General features: G+C 72.4%; 12 protein-coding genes. 7 read left to right on the top strand and 5 right to left on the bottom strand.

What is annotated here, in order from left to right:
* Nucleotides 1–47: 47 nt before the first annotated feature.
* From CSC62_RS04195 to CSC62_RS04205, 3 genes are read right to left on the bottom strand one after another with little or no spacing between them, the layout of a single operon-like run.
* Nucleotides 48–1,160 (bottom strand): PDZ domain-containing protein, encoded by a 1,113-nt coding sequence (locus CSC62_RS04195; RefSeq protein WP_162404914.1) that lies wholly within the window; start codon nucleotides 1,158–1,160, stop codon nucleotides 48–50.
* A 38-nt stretch (nucleotides 1,161–1,198) separates the two neighbouring features.
* Nucleotides 1,199–1,900: a hypothetical protein gene (locus CSC62_RS04200; RefSeq protein ID WP_162404915.1), complete on the bottom strand. Its 702-nt coding sequence runs from the start codon at nucleotides 1,898–1,900 to the stop codon at nucleotides 1,199–1,201.
* 1 nt (nucleotide 1,901) lies between these two features.
* A complete protein-coding gene (locus CSC62_RS04205; RefSeq protein ID WP_162404916.1) occupies nucleotides 1,902–2,558 on the bottom strand; it encodes an RNA polymerase sigma factor in 657 nt (218 codons plus the stop codon).
* A 148-nt stretch (nucleotides 2,559–2,706) separates the two neighbouring features.
* Between CSC62_RS04205 and CSC62_RS04210 the strand changes: the two genes are divergently transcribed.
* The 5 genes from CSC62_RS04210 (at nucleotide 2,707) to CSC62_RS04230 (ending at nucleotide 7,112) form a co-directional block, all read left to right on the top strand.
* Nucleotides 2,707–3,675: an SPFH domain-containing protein gene (locus tag CSC62_RS04210; RefSeq protein WP_162404917.1), complete on the top strand. Its 969-nt coding sequence runs from the start codon at nucleotides 2,707–2,709 to the stop codon at nucleotides 3,673–3,675.
* A 3-nt stretch (nucleotides 3,676–3,678) separates the two neighbouring features.
* Complete coding sequence (locus CSC62_RS04215) at nucleotides 3,679–4,113, top strand: NfeD family protein (protein WP_162404918.1); 435 nt, start codon at nucleotides 3,679–3,681, stop codon at nucleotides 4,111–4,113.
* 98 nt (nucleotides 4,114–4,211) lie between these two features.
* Complete coding sequence (gene gcvT, locus CSC62_RS04220) at nucleotides 4,212–5,330, top strand: glycine cleavage system aminomethyltransferase GcvT (protein WP_162404919.1); 1,119 nt, start codon at nucleotides 4,212–4,214, stop codon at nucleotides 5,328–5,330.
* A 116-nt stretch (nucleotides 5,331–5,446) separates the two neighbouring features.
* A complete protein-coding gene (gcvH, locus tag CSC62_RS04225; protein WP_162404920.1) occupies nucleotides 5,447–5,839 on the top strand; it encodes a glycine cleavage system protein GcvH in 393 nt (130 codons plus the stop codon).
* A gap of 826 nt (nucleotides 5,840–6,665) precedes the next feature.
* The gene (locus CSC62_RS04230) at nucleotides 6,666–7,112 is read left to right on the top strand and encodes a histone (protein ID WP_162404921.1); all 447 of its coding nucleotides are present in this window, start codon (nucleotides 6,666–6,668) and stop codon (nucleotides 7,110–7,112) included.
* Nucleotides 7,113–7,211: 99 nt separating this feature from the next.
* On the opposite strand, the gene CSC62_RS04235 is transcribed toward CSC62_RS04230, so the two are convergent.
* Entirely contained in the window at nucleotides 7,212–8,609 is a 1,398-nt protein-coding gene (locus tag CSC62_RS04235) for a serine hydrolase domain-containing protein (RefSeq protein ID WP_162404922.1), read from the bottom strand.
* A gap of 79 nt (nucleotides 8,610–8,688) precedes the next feature.
* Here CSC62_RS04235 and CSC62_RS04240 point away from each other — a divergent pair, with 79 nt between their 5' ends.
* Together CSC62_RS04240 and CSC62_RS04245 are read left to right on the top strand one after the other, a co-directional pair.
* Nucleotides 8,689–9,294, top strand: coding sequence for a LemA family protein (locus CSC62_RS04240; protein ID WP_162404923.1), 606 nt, complete (start codon nucleotides 8,689–8,691; stop codon nucleotides 9,292–9,294).
* A 76-nt stretch (nucleotides 9,295–9,370) separates the two neighbouring features.
* Entirely contained in the window at nucleotides 9,371–11,266 is a 1,896-nt protein-coding gene (locus CSC62_RS04245) for a M48 family metallopeptidase (protein ID WP_162404924.1), read from the top strand.
* 472 nt (nucleotides 11,267–11,738) lie between these two features.
* Here CSC62_RS04245 and CSC62_RS04250 read toward each other — a convergent pair whose 3' ends face one another.
* Nucleotides 11,739–13,316 carry a GMC family oxidoreductase gene (locus CSC62_RS04250; RefSeq protein ID WP_162404925.1) on the bottom strand — a complete coding sequence of 526 codons (1,578 nt, stop codon included), beginning with the start codon at nucleotides 13,314–13,316 and terminating at the stop codon, nucleotides 11,739–11,741.
* Nucleotides 13,317–13,344 lie beyond the last annotated feature (28 nt).

Consider the following 13,344-nt stretch of genomic DNA (forward strand, 5'->3'; position numbering starts at 1 on the left):
CGGGGGGAGGGAAAGGCCGGTGGATCCGGCGCATGGAATCCTGGGGCTCAGAGCAGGGCGACGCTGGGCGGCGAAGGTGCCGCGGGCGGGGCTGGCGGCACCGGCGCCCTGGGAGGCGCAGGCGGTGCCGGTGGCGCCGGCGGCGCCGGGATGAAGTCCAGCGAACGCATCCGCGCCGGTACCGCGACCTGCAGTTCGCGCGGGCTGCGGTCGCGCAGCACTGCGACCCGCACCTGTTCGCCGGGCTTCTTGCCGCCCATCGCCTGCATCGCCTCGCGTGGGGTGGCCACCGGCTTTCCTTCGATCGACTGGATCACGTCGCCTGCCTGCAGGCTGGGCAGGCTGCCCTGGGCCAGCACCAGCACGCCGCGCTCGGTGCCGAAGTAGCGGCCCAGCTGCGGCTCCAGCGCCAGCAGGTTGAGGCCGTCCCAGCGCAGGGCCTCGGCCAGCAGGGGGGCGGTGCAGGCGTCGCCCTCGCAGGCGCCGGGACGGGTCAGGCGCAGCACTTCGCCGCGCAGCCGCGGGCCGAGTTCGCGCAACTGGGCCAGGTCCTCGCTGTCGAGGATGTCGAGGGCGGCGATGCCGTCATCGCCGCCCGTGCGGTTCAGGCTGCGGGTGAAGACCATGCGCTGGGTCGCGGTGGGGGCCACCGCCACTTCGTGCTGGCGGCCGTCGCGCTGGTAGGTCAGCGGCACCGGCGAGCCGGCCTCGAGCCTGGCCAGCGCCTCGCGCGCGCTGGCCACGCGCGCCTCGCCGGTGCCGCCGGCGATGGCCTGGCCGCGGATCCGCAGAAGGCGGTCGCCGGCCTTCAGCCCGGCCTTGTCGGCGCCGCCGCCGGGGGTGACGCCGACGATGCGCACGCCGGACTGTTCGTCCACGCCCAGCAGCACGCCCAGGCGCGGCGTGCCGGCCTCGCCGCCGCCGATCCGCAGGGCCTGCAGGTGGCGGTCTTCCTCGGCCAGCCCGCGCGAGAGTTCGGCGACGCGGCGCGCGGCGTCGGCCAGTTCGGCGCGTGCCTTGGCCAGGTCGGCCTGGGCGCGTGCCTCGTCGGCCTGCGTCTTCGCCTGCGCCGGCTCGGCATGCGCGGGCAGGGCGAGGGCGGCGGCCAGGGCCAGGACCAGCGGGGCGAAGCTTCGCAGCAGGGTGGGCGCGTGGATCATGGCGGTTCTCTCCATCTATCTATATGTGGAAGGCGGGATCAATAGACCTGGACCAGGGCGTAGCCGCTGTCGCGCTCGCCGTACAGCGCGTCCCAGCGCTGGTCGGCGGCCAGGGTGGCGAGCTGGCGCAGCGCATCGACGCGCTGCTGCCACAGGCCTTCGCGGATGCCCGGGTCGCGGACGCCGGTGGACAGGTCGGCGTCGATCGCCTCGACCCGGGCGTGCAGTTCCGAGGCCAGGGTCAGCTGCACGGCGTCGCCGCCGGCGGCTTGCGAGAGTTCGGCCAGCAACGCTTCCAGGCGCGCCGACTCGGCGTGCAGGCGGGCGATCTCAGCGTCGCCGGCGCCGGCGCGGGGCGGAGCCCGGTGCGTGCGGGCGGCGGGCGGCGACGCGATGTCGGCGACGTCGCCGGCGGATGGCACCGTGTTGGTCGTCGCGACTTCCCGCGGCGCGGTGGGGGCCGAGGTATCGGGCAGCGCGGTGGCTGTCGCCGGGGTGCCGGCGACCGGCGAGACAAGCGGCACGGCGGCGGGGCGCAAAAGCAGCCAGGCGGGAGCAGCGGCCAGGCAGGTCACGGCGGCGGCGGCCAGCCACAGCGGCGGGTGGGGGCGCCCGCGCGCCGGCGTCGGCAGCGACGTGGCCAGCCTTTGCCAGCCGTCGCCCGGTGGCGATTCCAGCGGCAGGGCCGCGAAGGCGTGGTGCCAGTCGGCGGGCGCATGGGTGTGGGGGCGGGGATCCATGTCAGTCCTCCTCGACCTGGAGCAGGGCGCGCAGGCGGCGGGTGCCGCGCGACAGCTGCGACTTGGAGAAGCTCGGGGTGCGTTGCATCAGCTCGCCGATCTCCTCGTGGGTATAGCCTTCGGCGTGGTACAGCCAGAGCACGCTGCGGGTGGCCGCCGGCAGGGCCAGCAGGGCGCGCTGCATCAGGGCGGCGTCGGCCGCGGCCGGCGGCGGCGCGGCCCCGTCCTCGGGGTCGTGCCCGTCCAGCGGCAGGACTTCGTCCATGCGCTTGCCGCGGCGCAGGCGCAGCAGGGCCTCGTTGATCGCGATCTGCCGCAGCCAGCCCCAGAACGGTCCCTGGCCGCGGTATTCGCCGACCCGCCGCAGCAGCTTGAGCATGGTTTCCTGCAGCGCCTCGCTGGCTTCCTCGCGGTCGCCGCACAGGCGCAGGGCCAGGGTGAACACCGGCCGTTCGAACCAGCGGTAGAGCTGCTCGAACGCCGCCGCCTCGCCGCGCCGGGCCCGGCCGAGCAGGGCCTCGGGCACGTCGATGGCGAAGCCCGAGCGCGGCGCGGCCGGGCCCTCGCGCGTGTCCGCGGCCGCGCTCGCCGGGGCGAACGCCAGGCAGCTGGCGGGAGCGAGCAGGCCGGTGGAATCGGGCAGGAGCGGGGTGGTCATATGCGGATGTGGATGCCGCGGCCGGAGAAAGGGTCGCAGCCGGCGGGCGATGCCGATGCGACCGCGCGCCGGCGCCGCGGTTCCCGCCGCCGCCAGTGCCTATACTGGAACCGACTTGGGACGGCCATGAAGGCCAGGGAGGACGGGGATGTTCCCTTCGAGCTTGCTTGCACTGGTGCTGCTGGTGGCCGGCGTGATCGTGCTGTTCAAGACCGTGCGGATGGTGCCGCAGGGCTACGAGTGGACGGTGGAGCGCTTCGGCAAGTACACCCACACCCTGGACCCGGGCCTGCACTTCCTGATCCCGATCATCTACGGCGTCGGCCGCAAGGTGAACATGATGGAGCAGGTGCTGGACGTGCCCAGCCAGGAGGTGATCACCAAGGACAACGCGGTGGTCAAGGTCGACGGCGTGGTGTTCTTCCAGGTGCTGGACGCGGCCAAGGCCGCCTACGAGGTGTCCAACCTGGAGGTGGCGATGATCGCCCTGGTCCAGACCAACATCCGCACCGTGATCGGCTCGATGGACCTGGACGAGTCGCTGAGCCAGCGCGAGACCATCAACGCCCAGCTGCTGAACGTGGTCGACCATGCGACCAACCCATGGGGCCTGAAGGTCACCCGGATCGAGATCCGCGACATCCAGCCGCCGCGCGACCTGGTCGACTCGATGGCCCGGCAGATGAAGGCCGAGCGCGAGAAGCGCGCGCAGATCCTCGAGGCCGAGGGCCTGCGCCAGTCCGAGATCCTGCGCGCCGACGGCGAGAAGCAGGCCGCGGTGCTGGAGGCCGAGGGCCGCAAGGAGGCCGCGTTCCGCGACGCCGAGGCGCGCGAGCGCCTGGCCGAGGCGGAGGCCAGGGCGACCACGATGGTCTCGCAGGCGATCGCCCAGGGCGACGTGCAGGCGATCAACTACTTCATCGCCCAGAAGTACGTGGAGGCGTTCAAGGAGCTGGCCACCGCGCCGAACCAGAAGTTCGTGCTGATGCCGATGGAGGCCAGCGGGGTGATCGGCTCGATCGCCGGCATCGCCGAGCTGGCCAAGGAGGCGCTGGCGGGCCAGCAGCAGGCCACCGCCGCGCGCCGCCCCGGGCAGCCGCCGCGGCTGGGGGGCTGAGCCATGCGCTGGGACGTGATGGGGTGGGCGGTGGTGGCCCTGTTGCTGATCGCGGCCGAGACCCTGGCGCCGGGCGCCTTCCTGCTGTGGATGGGTTTCGCCGCCGCGGCGGTGTTCCTGGTGGTGCTGCTGGTGCCGGTGGATATTCCGGTGCTGGCGCAGGTGGCCGCGTTCGTGGTCCTGAGCTTCGTCTCGATCCAGATATACCGCCGCTGGTTCCGCAAAGCCGCGCGCCAGAGCGACCGGCCGCTGCTCAACCGTCGCGCCGAGCAGAACATCGGCGCGGTCGCGCTCCTGGACCAGGCGATCAGCGGCGGTCGCGGGCGGATCAAGCTGGGCGACGCGTTCTGGGTGGTGGAAGGCCCGGACCTGCCGGCCGGCACGCCGGTGCGCGTGATCGCGGTGGACGGGATGACGCTGAAGGTGCAGGAAGCCTGAGCCGGTAACCGGCTCCCGGAGGGCGCGGCGCGCACGGGGGATCGTTGCGGCTGAAAGGAGTCTGGGATAATGGCCGCCTTCCCGACCGCGAGACCGCCATGATCCGCAAGACCGTGCTCAACGACAGCCACCGCGCGCTCGGCGCCAAGATGGTCGACTTCGGCGGCTGGGACATGCCGATCCATTACGGCTCCCAGCTCGACGAGCACCACCTGGTCCGGCGCGAGGCCGGCATGTTCGACGTCAGCCACATGACCGTGGTCGACCTGCGCGGCGAGCGCGTGCGCGAGTTCCTGCGTCGGCTGCTGGCCAACTCGGTGGACAAGCTCAAGGTCCCGGGCAAGGCCCTGTACTCGTGCATGCTCGACGAGCGCGGCGGGGTGATCGACGACCTGATCGTCTACTACCTGGACGAGGCCTTCTTCCGCCTGGTGGTCAACGCCGCCACCCGCGACAAGGACCTGGCCTGGATCGAAGCGCAGGCCGCCGCCTTCGACGTGCAGGTCGTCGAGCGCCCCGACTTCGCCATGGTCGCGGTGCAGGGGCCGCAGGCGCGGGAGAAGGTGACCGGCCTGCTGCGCGAATCCGACCGCGCCGCCGCCGCCAAGCTCGGCCGCTTCGCCGCGCTCGAGGCCGAGTCGACGGCCGGCGTGCCGCTGTTCCTGGCCCGCACCGGCTACACCGGCGAGGACGGCTTCGAGATCGTCCTGCCGGAGAGCGATGCGGTGGCGTTCTGGAACGCCTTGCTGGAGGCCGGGGTGAAGCCGGCCGGCCTGGGTGCGCGCGATACCCTGCGCCTGGAGGCCGGCATGAACCTGTACGGCCAGGACATGGACGAGTCGACCACGCCATGGGAAGCGGCGCTGGCCTGGACGGTCGCCCTCGACCAGACCGACGGACACCCGCGCGAGTTCATCGGCCGCGCCGCGCTGGAGGCGCAGCAGGCCGCCGGCGTGCCGCGCCAGCTGCTGGGCCTGGTAATGGACGAGAAGGGCGTGCTCCGCCACGGCCAGAAAGTGCTGACCGCGCAGGGCGAGGGCGAGATCCTGTCCGGCACGTTCTCGCCGACCCTGGGCAAGGCGATCGCGTTCGCGCGGGTGCCGGCCGGCGAACCGGGCCAGGTGCGCGTCGACATCCGCGGCCGCGAAGTGCCGGTGCGGGTGGTGAAGTTCCCGTTCGTGCGCGAAGGCCAAGCCCAGGCCGGCGTGCTCGGCTGAGGCGCGGCCGTTCCCGCCGCCGGGCACCGCGCCGGCGGCGGATGGTTTCCCGCGCCACGGACTCCTCGTTAAACTGGCGCCCCTTCCCGACCAGTGCGTGACCGGAGCAATCCCTCATGAGCGAGATCCCCGGCGACCTCAAGTTCCTCAAGTCCCACGAATGGGCCCGTGTCGAAGGCAACGGCCGCATCACCGTGGGTATTTCCGACCATGCCCAGGGCCTGCTGGGCGACCTGGTCTACGTCGAGCTTCCCAACGTCGGCGACAGCGTCGAGGCCGGCAACGCGGTGGCGGTGGTGGAATCGGTCAAGGCCGCGTCCGACGTCTACGCCCCGGTCAGCGGCACGGTGGTGGAGGTCAACGCGGCCCTGGCCGACAAGCCGGAGACCATCAACGAGGACGCCTACGGCGAGGGCTGGCTGTTCGTGCTGGAGGGCGGCGACGCCGACCAGCTGGCCGAGCTGCTGTCGCCGGACGACTACGCCGAGCTGATCGAAGGCGAAGACTGACGCGCGCCGCCGGCGGCGACGCCGCCCGGCAGGTCCGCACGAGCGCACGACGCCCGCCCTCCGGCGGGCGTCTGCGTTTGCGGCGTCGGCGTCCTTCCTCTTCGCGCCATCCCGCCACTCGCTGCGTGGTCGCCGCGTGACGTCGGGAGTGGCGCAGGCACGACCATCGTCGTCGCGCGACCATCCCGACGCGGCGAAAAGCGCCGCGCCGGCTCGCGCAGTTCTGCGCAAATCGGCTTGTGCGACGCGAAACGGACGCCGCCGCGGGATTTTTTTTTCGTCCTTCCGCGGCCGTCCGGAGCGGCGTTCCGAAGTGCGTCCTGCGCGGTCGCGGCGCGCTCGTCCGCAGGCCGTGCCGATACGCGCGAGGAAAAAAACACTTGTTTTCCGCATCCGAATGAAACGCGTCGATGCGCCTGGCATTCGCCGGCGCCGCCGCGCCGGCGCGCGTAGCGGCATGCGGGCGCGATGGCGCGGTGAACGCGGCGGAAAAAAAATCCGCGCGGGTGTTGACAGTAAAAAAAACCGTGATTAGGTTTCGCCCAGCAGACGCTGCCTGCCGAAGCGAGTGAGTCGAATCAACACCACAACGCGAAGCACAACCCGGGCATCCACCATGAACCTTCAGCCGGTGGATCAGGCCCGCTTCCCTCCGAAAAAAGCAGCGAACCCCCGATCCGTCACCCGCGCCAACGCAATGCGCGGGTGTTTCCGTATCCGTATCGACGTGCGTACCGCGCCGACGGACTCCCCCCGGCGGACGCCGCCGCGGGTTTTCGCGACTGGGCGTTACCCATCTCCAATCCACTGACGAGGAGCTACACCCATGGCTGTCAAGAAAGCTGTCGCCAAGAAGAAACCCGCCGCCAAGAAGGCGGTGAAGAAGGTCGCCAAGAAGGCCGCCGCCAAGAAGGCGGTGAAGAAGGTCGCCAAGAAGTCCGCCGCCAAGAAGGCGGTGAAGAAGGTCGCCAAGAAGGCCGCGGCCAAGAAGACCGTGAAGAAGGCCGCCAAGAAGGTCGCCAAGAAGTCCGCCGCCAAGAAGACCGCGAAGAAGGCCGTCAAGAAGGCTGCGAAGAAGGTCGCCAAGAAGTCCGCCGCCAAGAAGCCGGCTGCGAAGAAGGCCGCCAAGAAGGTTGCCAAGAAGTCCGCCGCCAAGAAGCCGGCCGCCAAGAAGGCCGCGAAGAAGCCGGCTGCCAAGAAGACCGCGAAGAAGGCCGCCAAGAAGAAGCCGGCCCCGGTCGCGCTGCCGGCGACCCCGGCTCCGCTGATCTGATCAGACCCCGATAACCGTACGACCATAGACTCCCTCCCCGATGCCCAGCGGGGAGGGAGTTTTTTTATGGGCGAAGGAGAAGGAGCCGGCCGCCGCGGCTCAGCGCGGCGAGGGTGCGGCGACCGAGGACGAGGCCGATGCGCCGCCGGCCGGCGCGCTCGACGGTGCTTCGCCGTCGGCCATCAGGTTGTCGCTGCCGAAGTCGGTGTCCACGTCCAGCCAGCGCTGTGCCGGCAGGCCGACGGCGCGGTCGATGATGGTCGGCAGCAGGCCGGAGGGCAGGCTGCTCTCGCTGTTCCAGAGAATGGCGATGCCCAGGTCGCGGCCGGGCAGCAGCGCGGTCAGGCCGCGGTAGCCCTGGACCGCGCCGGCATGGAACACCACTTCCTCGCCGCCGTAGTCGAACACCCGCCAGCCCAGTGCGTAGCTGGCCGAGTGCACCCGGTCGCGGCGCCAGCCCGAACGCATCTCGCCCGGGGTGGCCACCACCGGCGCGTGCAGGGTCGCCAGCAAGGGCGCCGGCAGCACGTCCGGACGATGGCCGGTGTGGGCCAGCAGCCACTGCGCCATGTCGCTGGCGCTGGCGTTGACCCCGGCGGCCGGCGGCAGGCGGTAGTAGGTCGGCTTCGGATTGAGCGAGACCCAGCCGTTGCGGCTGCGCACGTGCGGCCGCGCCCAGCGTGCGGCGCCCTCGATCCCCGCCAGGCCCAGGCTGGCGTCGGCCATGCCCAGCGGCTCGAAGATCCGGCGCTGCACTTCCTGTTCGTAGAAGGTGCCGGTGGCGGCGAAGACCACGTCGCCGACCAGGCTGAAGGCCACGTTCTGGTAGGCGTAGCACTGGCCGGGCGCGCACTGCATCGGCGCCGAGGCCAGCTTCTGCGCGACCTGGTAGTACTCGGCGTTGCCCTCGATGTCGCGGTCGAAGGCGTTGTGCGCCTTCAGCCCGACCCGGTGGCTGAGCAGGTCGGCCACGGTGACCTGGCGGGTGTAGCCGGCGTCGACCAGCTGGAAGCCGGGCACGTAGTCGGCGACCCGGCTGTCCCAGCGCAGGCTGCCGTCGTTGACCAGCAGCCCGGCCATGGTCCCGGCGAAGGCCTTGGACAGCGAGGCCAGGCGGAACACGGTGTGGGCGTCGACCGGCTGCGGCCGGACCACGTCGGTCACGCCGTAGCCGCGCGCGCTGAGGATCCGGCCGTTCTGCACGATCGCCATCGCCAGCCCGGGCACCCGCTGGCCCTGGACCAGCTGTTCGGCCATGGCCTCGAAGCGGGCGACGTCGAAGCCGGCGGCCAGCGGCTGCGCCGGCGTGGCCGGGAAGGCGCGATAGGGCAGCGGCTGGGTCGGCGGCGGCAGGTGGCCGGGGCCGAGGGTCGGGGTCTGCGCGGTCGACGGCAGGGCCATGCCCAGCAAAAGCGCCAGCGAGGCGATCCTCAGCGACCGCGGGCCGAAGGCGGGGGACGAAGGCCTGGCCGGCCGGCGGACGCGCGCGTCATTCATCGCTGCTGGTGCCTGTACTCTACTGCTGAAACCGATTCTAGCGCCGGATTTCCGGAATGCACAAACCAGGAGAAGATGAATGGGCAGTTTGTTGATCCTGTTGGTATTTCTGGGCCTCGTGGTGGCCGTGGCCCTGTGGGCGGTGGGCATCTACAACGGCCTGGTGACCAGCCGCAACGCCTGGAAGAACGCCTTCGCCCAGATCGACGTGCAGCTGCAGCGGCGCTTCGACCTGATCCCCAACCTGGTGGAGACCGCCAAGGCCTATATGGGCCATGAGCGCGAGACCCTGGAAGCGGTGATCGCCGCGCGCTCGGCCGCGCAGTCCGGCCTGGCCGCGGCCAAGGCCGATCCGGGCGACGCGGCGGCGATGGCCCAGCTGGCCGCCAGCCAGGGCCAGCTCAACGGCGTGCTCGGGCGGCTGCTGGCGGTGGCCGAGGCCTATCCGGACCTGAAGGCCAACCAGAACATGATGCAGCTGTCGGAGGAACTGGCCTCGACCGAGAACCGGGTGGCGTTCGCGCGCCAGGCCTACAACGACGCGGTGATGGCCTACAACAACAAGCGCGAGACCTTCCCCTCCAGCGTGGTCGCCGGCAGCTTCGGCTTCGCTCCGGCCGCTTTGCTGGACATCCCGGCGGAGAAGGCGGCCCAGGTGCGCGAGGCGCCGAAGGTCCAGTTCTGAATCCGGCGGCGGCCGCGATGCGCCGCGACCGGCCGGGTCGCGGCGCCGGGCAGGCCATGGCGACGGCGAGGCGCGCATGAATTTCTTCGAGCAGCAGGCTGCAGCGCGGCGCGGCAGTGGACGGCTGGTGCTGCTGTTCGCCGCGGCCGTGGCCGGCATCGTCATCGCGGTGGACGCGGCGGTGCTGCTGTTCACCGGCAGCGCCGGGGCGACCGTGGCGGCGAGCGTGCTGACCCTGGCAGTGATCGGCCTGGGCTCGCTGTACCGGATCGCCTCGCTGCGCGGCGGCGGCGCGGCGGTGGCCGCGCAGATGGGCGGCACCGCGGTGCCGGAGGACACCCACGATCCGTCCCTGCGGCGGCTGCGCAACGTGGTCGAGGAGGTGGCGATCGCCTCCGGGGTGCCGGTGCCGCGGCTGTTCGTGCTGGAGCAGGAGGCGGGCATCAACGCCTTCGCCGCCGGCTACGGGCCGGCCGACGCCGCCATCGCGGTGACCCGCGGCGCCCTGGAGCGGCTCAACCGCGACGAGCTGCAGGGCGTGGTCGCGCACGAGTTCAGCCACGTGCTCAACGGCGATATGCGCCTGAACATCCGCCTGATGGGCCTGCTGTTCGGGATCATGATGCTGGCCCTGATCGGGCAGAGGATCCTGGTCTACGGCCGCGGAGGCCGCGGCCGCGATGGCCAGGCGCTGCTGCTGGCGGCGCTGGTGGCGATGGTCGTCGGCGGCATCGGGGTGTTCTTCGGCCGCCTGATCAAGGCCGGGGTCAGCCGCCAGCGCGAGTACCTGGCCGACGCCTCGGCGGTGCAGTTCACCCGCCAGACCCGCGGCCTGGCCGGGGCGCTGAAGAAGATCGGCGGGCTGCAGGAAGGCTCGCGCCTCAACGAGCGCGCCGACGCCGAGGAGGTCGGGCACATGCTGTTCGGCGAGGGCATGGCGCTGTCGTCGTGGCTGGCCACCCACCCGCCGCTGGCCGAGCGCATCCGCCGCCTGGAGCCGGGGTTCGATCCGCGTCAGCTGCAGGCGCTGGAGGCGCGCTGGCGCGCCGCCCCACCCGACGGCCTGGCCGAGGACGCGGCGCTGGGCCTGGGCCCGCGCGCGCCGGCGCCGCCGCCCTTGCCGCCGGCCGATGCGCGGCTGGCGGTGACCCCGCCGATGGGCGCCGGCCAGGTCGCAGCGCCGGCCGAGGACGATTACCGCCACGCCCACGACCTGGTCGAGGGCCTGCCCGCGTCGCTCCGCGAACTGGCCCGCGTCCGCGCCACCGCGATGCCGGTGCTGGCCGCGCTGCTGCTGGACGCCGATCCGGCCCTGGCCGCGCGCCAGCGCAGCGAACTGGCCTCGCGCTGCGGCGAGGCGCTGGCGGCGCAGGCCTGCGAACTGCGCCGCACCCGATTGGAAAACCTGCATCCGGTCCAGCGCCTGCCGCTGGCCGCGTTGGCCTTCCCGGCGTTGCGCCAGCGCCCGCGACCGGAACTGGACGCCTTCCTCGACGCGATCGAGGCGATGGTCCACGCCGACGGCCAGGTCAGCGTGTTCGAGTACTGCCTGTCCAAGCTGTTGCAGGTGCAGGTGCGCGAGGCTCTGGACCCGGCGCGGCACGCGCGCTTCGGCCGGCAGAAGGCGCCGGGCGTGCGCGCCGAGTTCGCGATCCTGCTGGCGGTGCTGGCCGAGGCCGGCCACCCGGGCCAGCCGCAGCAGGCGCAGCGCGCCTACCTGGCCGGGCTGCAAAGGGTGCTGCCGCGCGACCACCTGGCGTACGCACCGCCGGCCGAGGGCGTGCGCGCGCTGGACGCGGTGTGGGCGCCGCTGGACGCGCTGGCGCCGCCGGCCAAGCAGGTCCTGGTGGAGGCGCTGGTCGATGCGGTCTCGCACGACGGCCAGCTCGGCGTGGCCGAGGCCGAACTGCTGCGCACCGTCTGCGCGCTGCTGCATTGCCCGCTGCCGGCGCTGCTGACCGACTCGCCGTAGAAGCACGCGGGGTCTGAGCCGCGGCGAACCGGCCGTGCTGTGGCCGCTCGGACTTCTTTCAACCGTCGTCCCGGCGAACGCCGGGACCCAGCGCCTTTGCCTTGCTCCACCCTGTAGGAGCCGGCCTTGCCGGCGGCCGTGGAGGCGGACGCATCACTGACACCCGGTTTCACGCAGACGTTTCCACCATGGCGGTCGCCGGCGAGACCGGCTCCTACAAGGGAAGCAAAGACACTGGGTCCCGGCGTTCGCCGGGACGACGGTGGTGGGCAGAAGCCGGAAGAGCAGAAGCACCCGAAGCGGTGACCTCCAAAGCCGCGGAGGCCGTCGTGCCTTGGGTCTGTGGGGCAAGTGGCACAGGGACGTGCCACGGCCGCGAGTTGCGGGCAGGAGGCCCGCCCGAGCGGTGCACCGCAGACCCAAGGCACGGCGGCCCCGCCCGACGCCAGCACTTTTGCTCCTAGCCCGGTTGCTAACCGCGGACCAGGTCGGCCGCGCGCTCGGCGATCGCGATCACCGGGGCGTTGGTGTTGCCGCCCGGCAGGCTCGGCATCACCGAGGCATCGACCACGCGCAGGCCGGCGATGCCGCGCACCCGCAGCTGCGGGTCGACCACCGCGTCGGCGTCCACGCCCATGCGGCAGGTGCCGGCCGGGTGGTAGATGGTCTCCGCCTTAGTGCGGATGAAATCGGCCAGCTCCGCGTCGGACAGGTCGTCGCGCTCTGGGAAGATCGGCGCCCCGCGAAAGGCGTCGAACGCCTGCTGCCCGAGCAGCTCGCGCGACAGCTTCGCCGCCTCCACCATCACCCGCAGGTCGAAGCCTTCCGGGTCGGAGAGGTAGCCGGCCTCGATCCGCGGCGGGCTATTGGGATCGGCGTCGCGCAGGGACAGCCGGCCACGGCTGCGTGGGCGCAGCTGGCAGGCGTGGACGGTGAAGCCGTCGCCGGGCAGGCGCCGGCGGCCGTGGTCGTCGAGCATGGCCGGGACGAAGTGGAACTGGATGTCGGCCCGCGCGTCCGGCGCCAGCGCCGAGCGGACGAAGCCGCCGGCCTCGGCGATGTTGCTGCTGCCGGCGCCGCGGCGCCCGCGCAGGAACCAGTCGAAGCCGATCTTCAGCTCGCTCGCGCGGTCGTAGCTCAGGCCGGGCGGGCAGTGGCGCAGGGTGCAGATGTCCAGGTGGTCCTGCAGGTTGCCGCCGACCCCCGGCAGGTCGGCGTGCACGTCCAGGCCGTGGCGGCGCAGCTGCGCCGCCGGGCCGATCCCGGACAGCATCAGCAGCTGCGGCGAATTGACCGCGCCGCCGCACAGCAGCACCTCGGCGGCCGCGTTGGCGCGCTGCAGGCGGCCGCCGCGGCGGTACTCGACGCCGGTGGCGCGGGTGCCGTCCAGCACGATCCTGTGCGCCAGCGCGCCGGTGACGATCTCCAGGTTGGGCCGCCGCCGCGCCGGGGCCAGGTAGGCCGCCGCGGCCGAGCAGCGCGCGCCGTCGCGCTGGGTCACCTGGTACAGGCCGACGCCCTGCTGGGTGGCGCCGTTGAAGTCGTCGTTCCGCGGCCAGCCGGCCTGGATCCCGGCTTCGACGAAGGCGCGCGAGAGCGGGTTGACGTGGCGCAGGTCGGACACGCACAGCGGCCCGTCGCCGCCATGCCAGGGCCCGGCGCCGCGGGCGTTGCCTTCGGCGCGCAGGAAGTACGGCAGCAGCGTCTCCCAGTTCCAGCCGTCGGCGCCGGCCGCAGCCCAGGCGTCGTAGTCCTGCGGCGTGCCGCGGGTGTAGCACATGGCGTTGATCGAGCTGGAACCGCCCAGGACCTTGCCGCGCGGCCACCACAGCCGGCGGCCGAGCAGATGCGGCTCCGGCTCGGTCGCGTAGTTCCAGTTGATCCGGCGGTTGTTGACCAGCCGGCCGAGGCCGGCGGGCATGTGGATCAGCGGGTGCCAGTCGCGCGGGCCGGCTTCCAGCAGCAGCACCCGGCAGGCCAGGTCCTCGCTCAGGCGCGCGGCCAGCACGCAGCCGGCCGAGCCGGCGCCGATCACGATGTAGTCGTACATGCCATCCCCTGCGCCGCGGCGGTCCGGC

The organism is Pseudoxanthomonas jiangsuensis, from assembly GCF_010093185.1.
Lineage (GTDB): Bacteria > Pseudomonadota > Gammaproteobacteria > Xanthomonadales > Xanthomonadaceae > Pseudoxanthomonas > Pseudoxanthomonas jiangsuensis.

Bases quoted from the DNA above. Each gene is read 5' to 3' on its own strand.
- CSC62_RS04195 (WP_162404914.1), bottom strand. From the start codon at position 1,160: ATGATCCACGCGCCCACCCTGCTGCGAAGCTTCGCCCCGCTGGTCCTG.
- CSC62_RS04235 (WP_162404922.1), bottom strand. From the start codon at position 8,609: ATGAATGACGCGCGCGTCCGCCGGCCGGCCAGGCCTTCGTCCCCCGCC.
- CSC62_RS04245 (WP_162404924.1), top strand. From the start codon at position 9,371: ATGAATTTCTTCGAGCAGCAGGCTGCAGCGCGGCGCGGCAGTGGACGG.
- CSC62_RS04250 (WP_162404925.1), bottom strand. From the start codon at position 13,316: ATGTACGACTACATCGTGATCGGCGCCGGCTCGGCCGGCTGCGTGCTG.
- CSC62_RS04210 (WP_162404917.1), top strand. From the start codon at position 2,707: ATGTTCCCTTCGAGCTTGCTTGCACTGGTGCTGCTGGTGGCCGGCGTG.
- gcvH (WP_162404920.1), top strand. From the start codon at position 5,447: ATGAGCGAGATCCCCGGCGACCTCAAGTTCCTCAAGTCCCACGAATGG.
- CSC62_RS04205 (WP_162404916.1), bottom strand. From the start codon at position 2,558: ATGACCACCCCGCTCCTGCCCGATTCCACCGGCCTGCTCGCTCCCGCC.
- gcvT (WP_162404919.1), top strand. From the start codon at position 4,212: ATGATCCGCAAGACCGTGCTCAACGACAGCCACCGCGCGCTCGGCGCC.
- CSC62_RS04215 (WP_162404918.1), top strand. From the start codon at position 3,679: ATGCGCTGGGACGTGATGGGGTGGGCGGTGGTGGCCCTGTTGCTGATC.
- CSC62_RS04200 (WP_162404915.1), bottom strand. From the start codon at position 1,900: ATGGATCCCCGCCCCCACACCCATGCGCCCGCCGACTGGCACCACGCC.
- CSC62_RS04230 (WP_162404921.1), top strand. From the start codon at position 6,666: ATGGCTGTCAAGAAAGCTGTCGCCAAGAAGAAACCCGCCGCCAAGAAG.
- CSC62_RS04240 (WP_162404923.1), top strand. From the start codon at position 8,689: ATGGGCAGTTTGTTGATCCTGTTGGTATTTCTGGGCCTCGTGGTGGCC.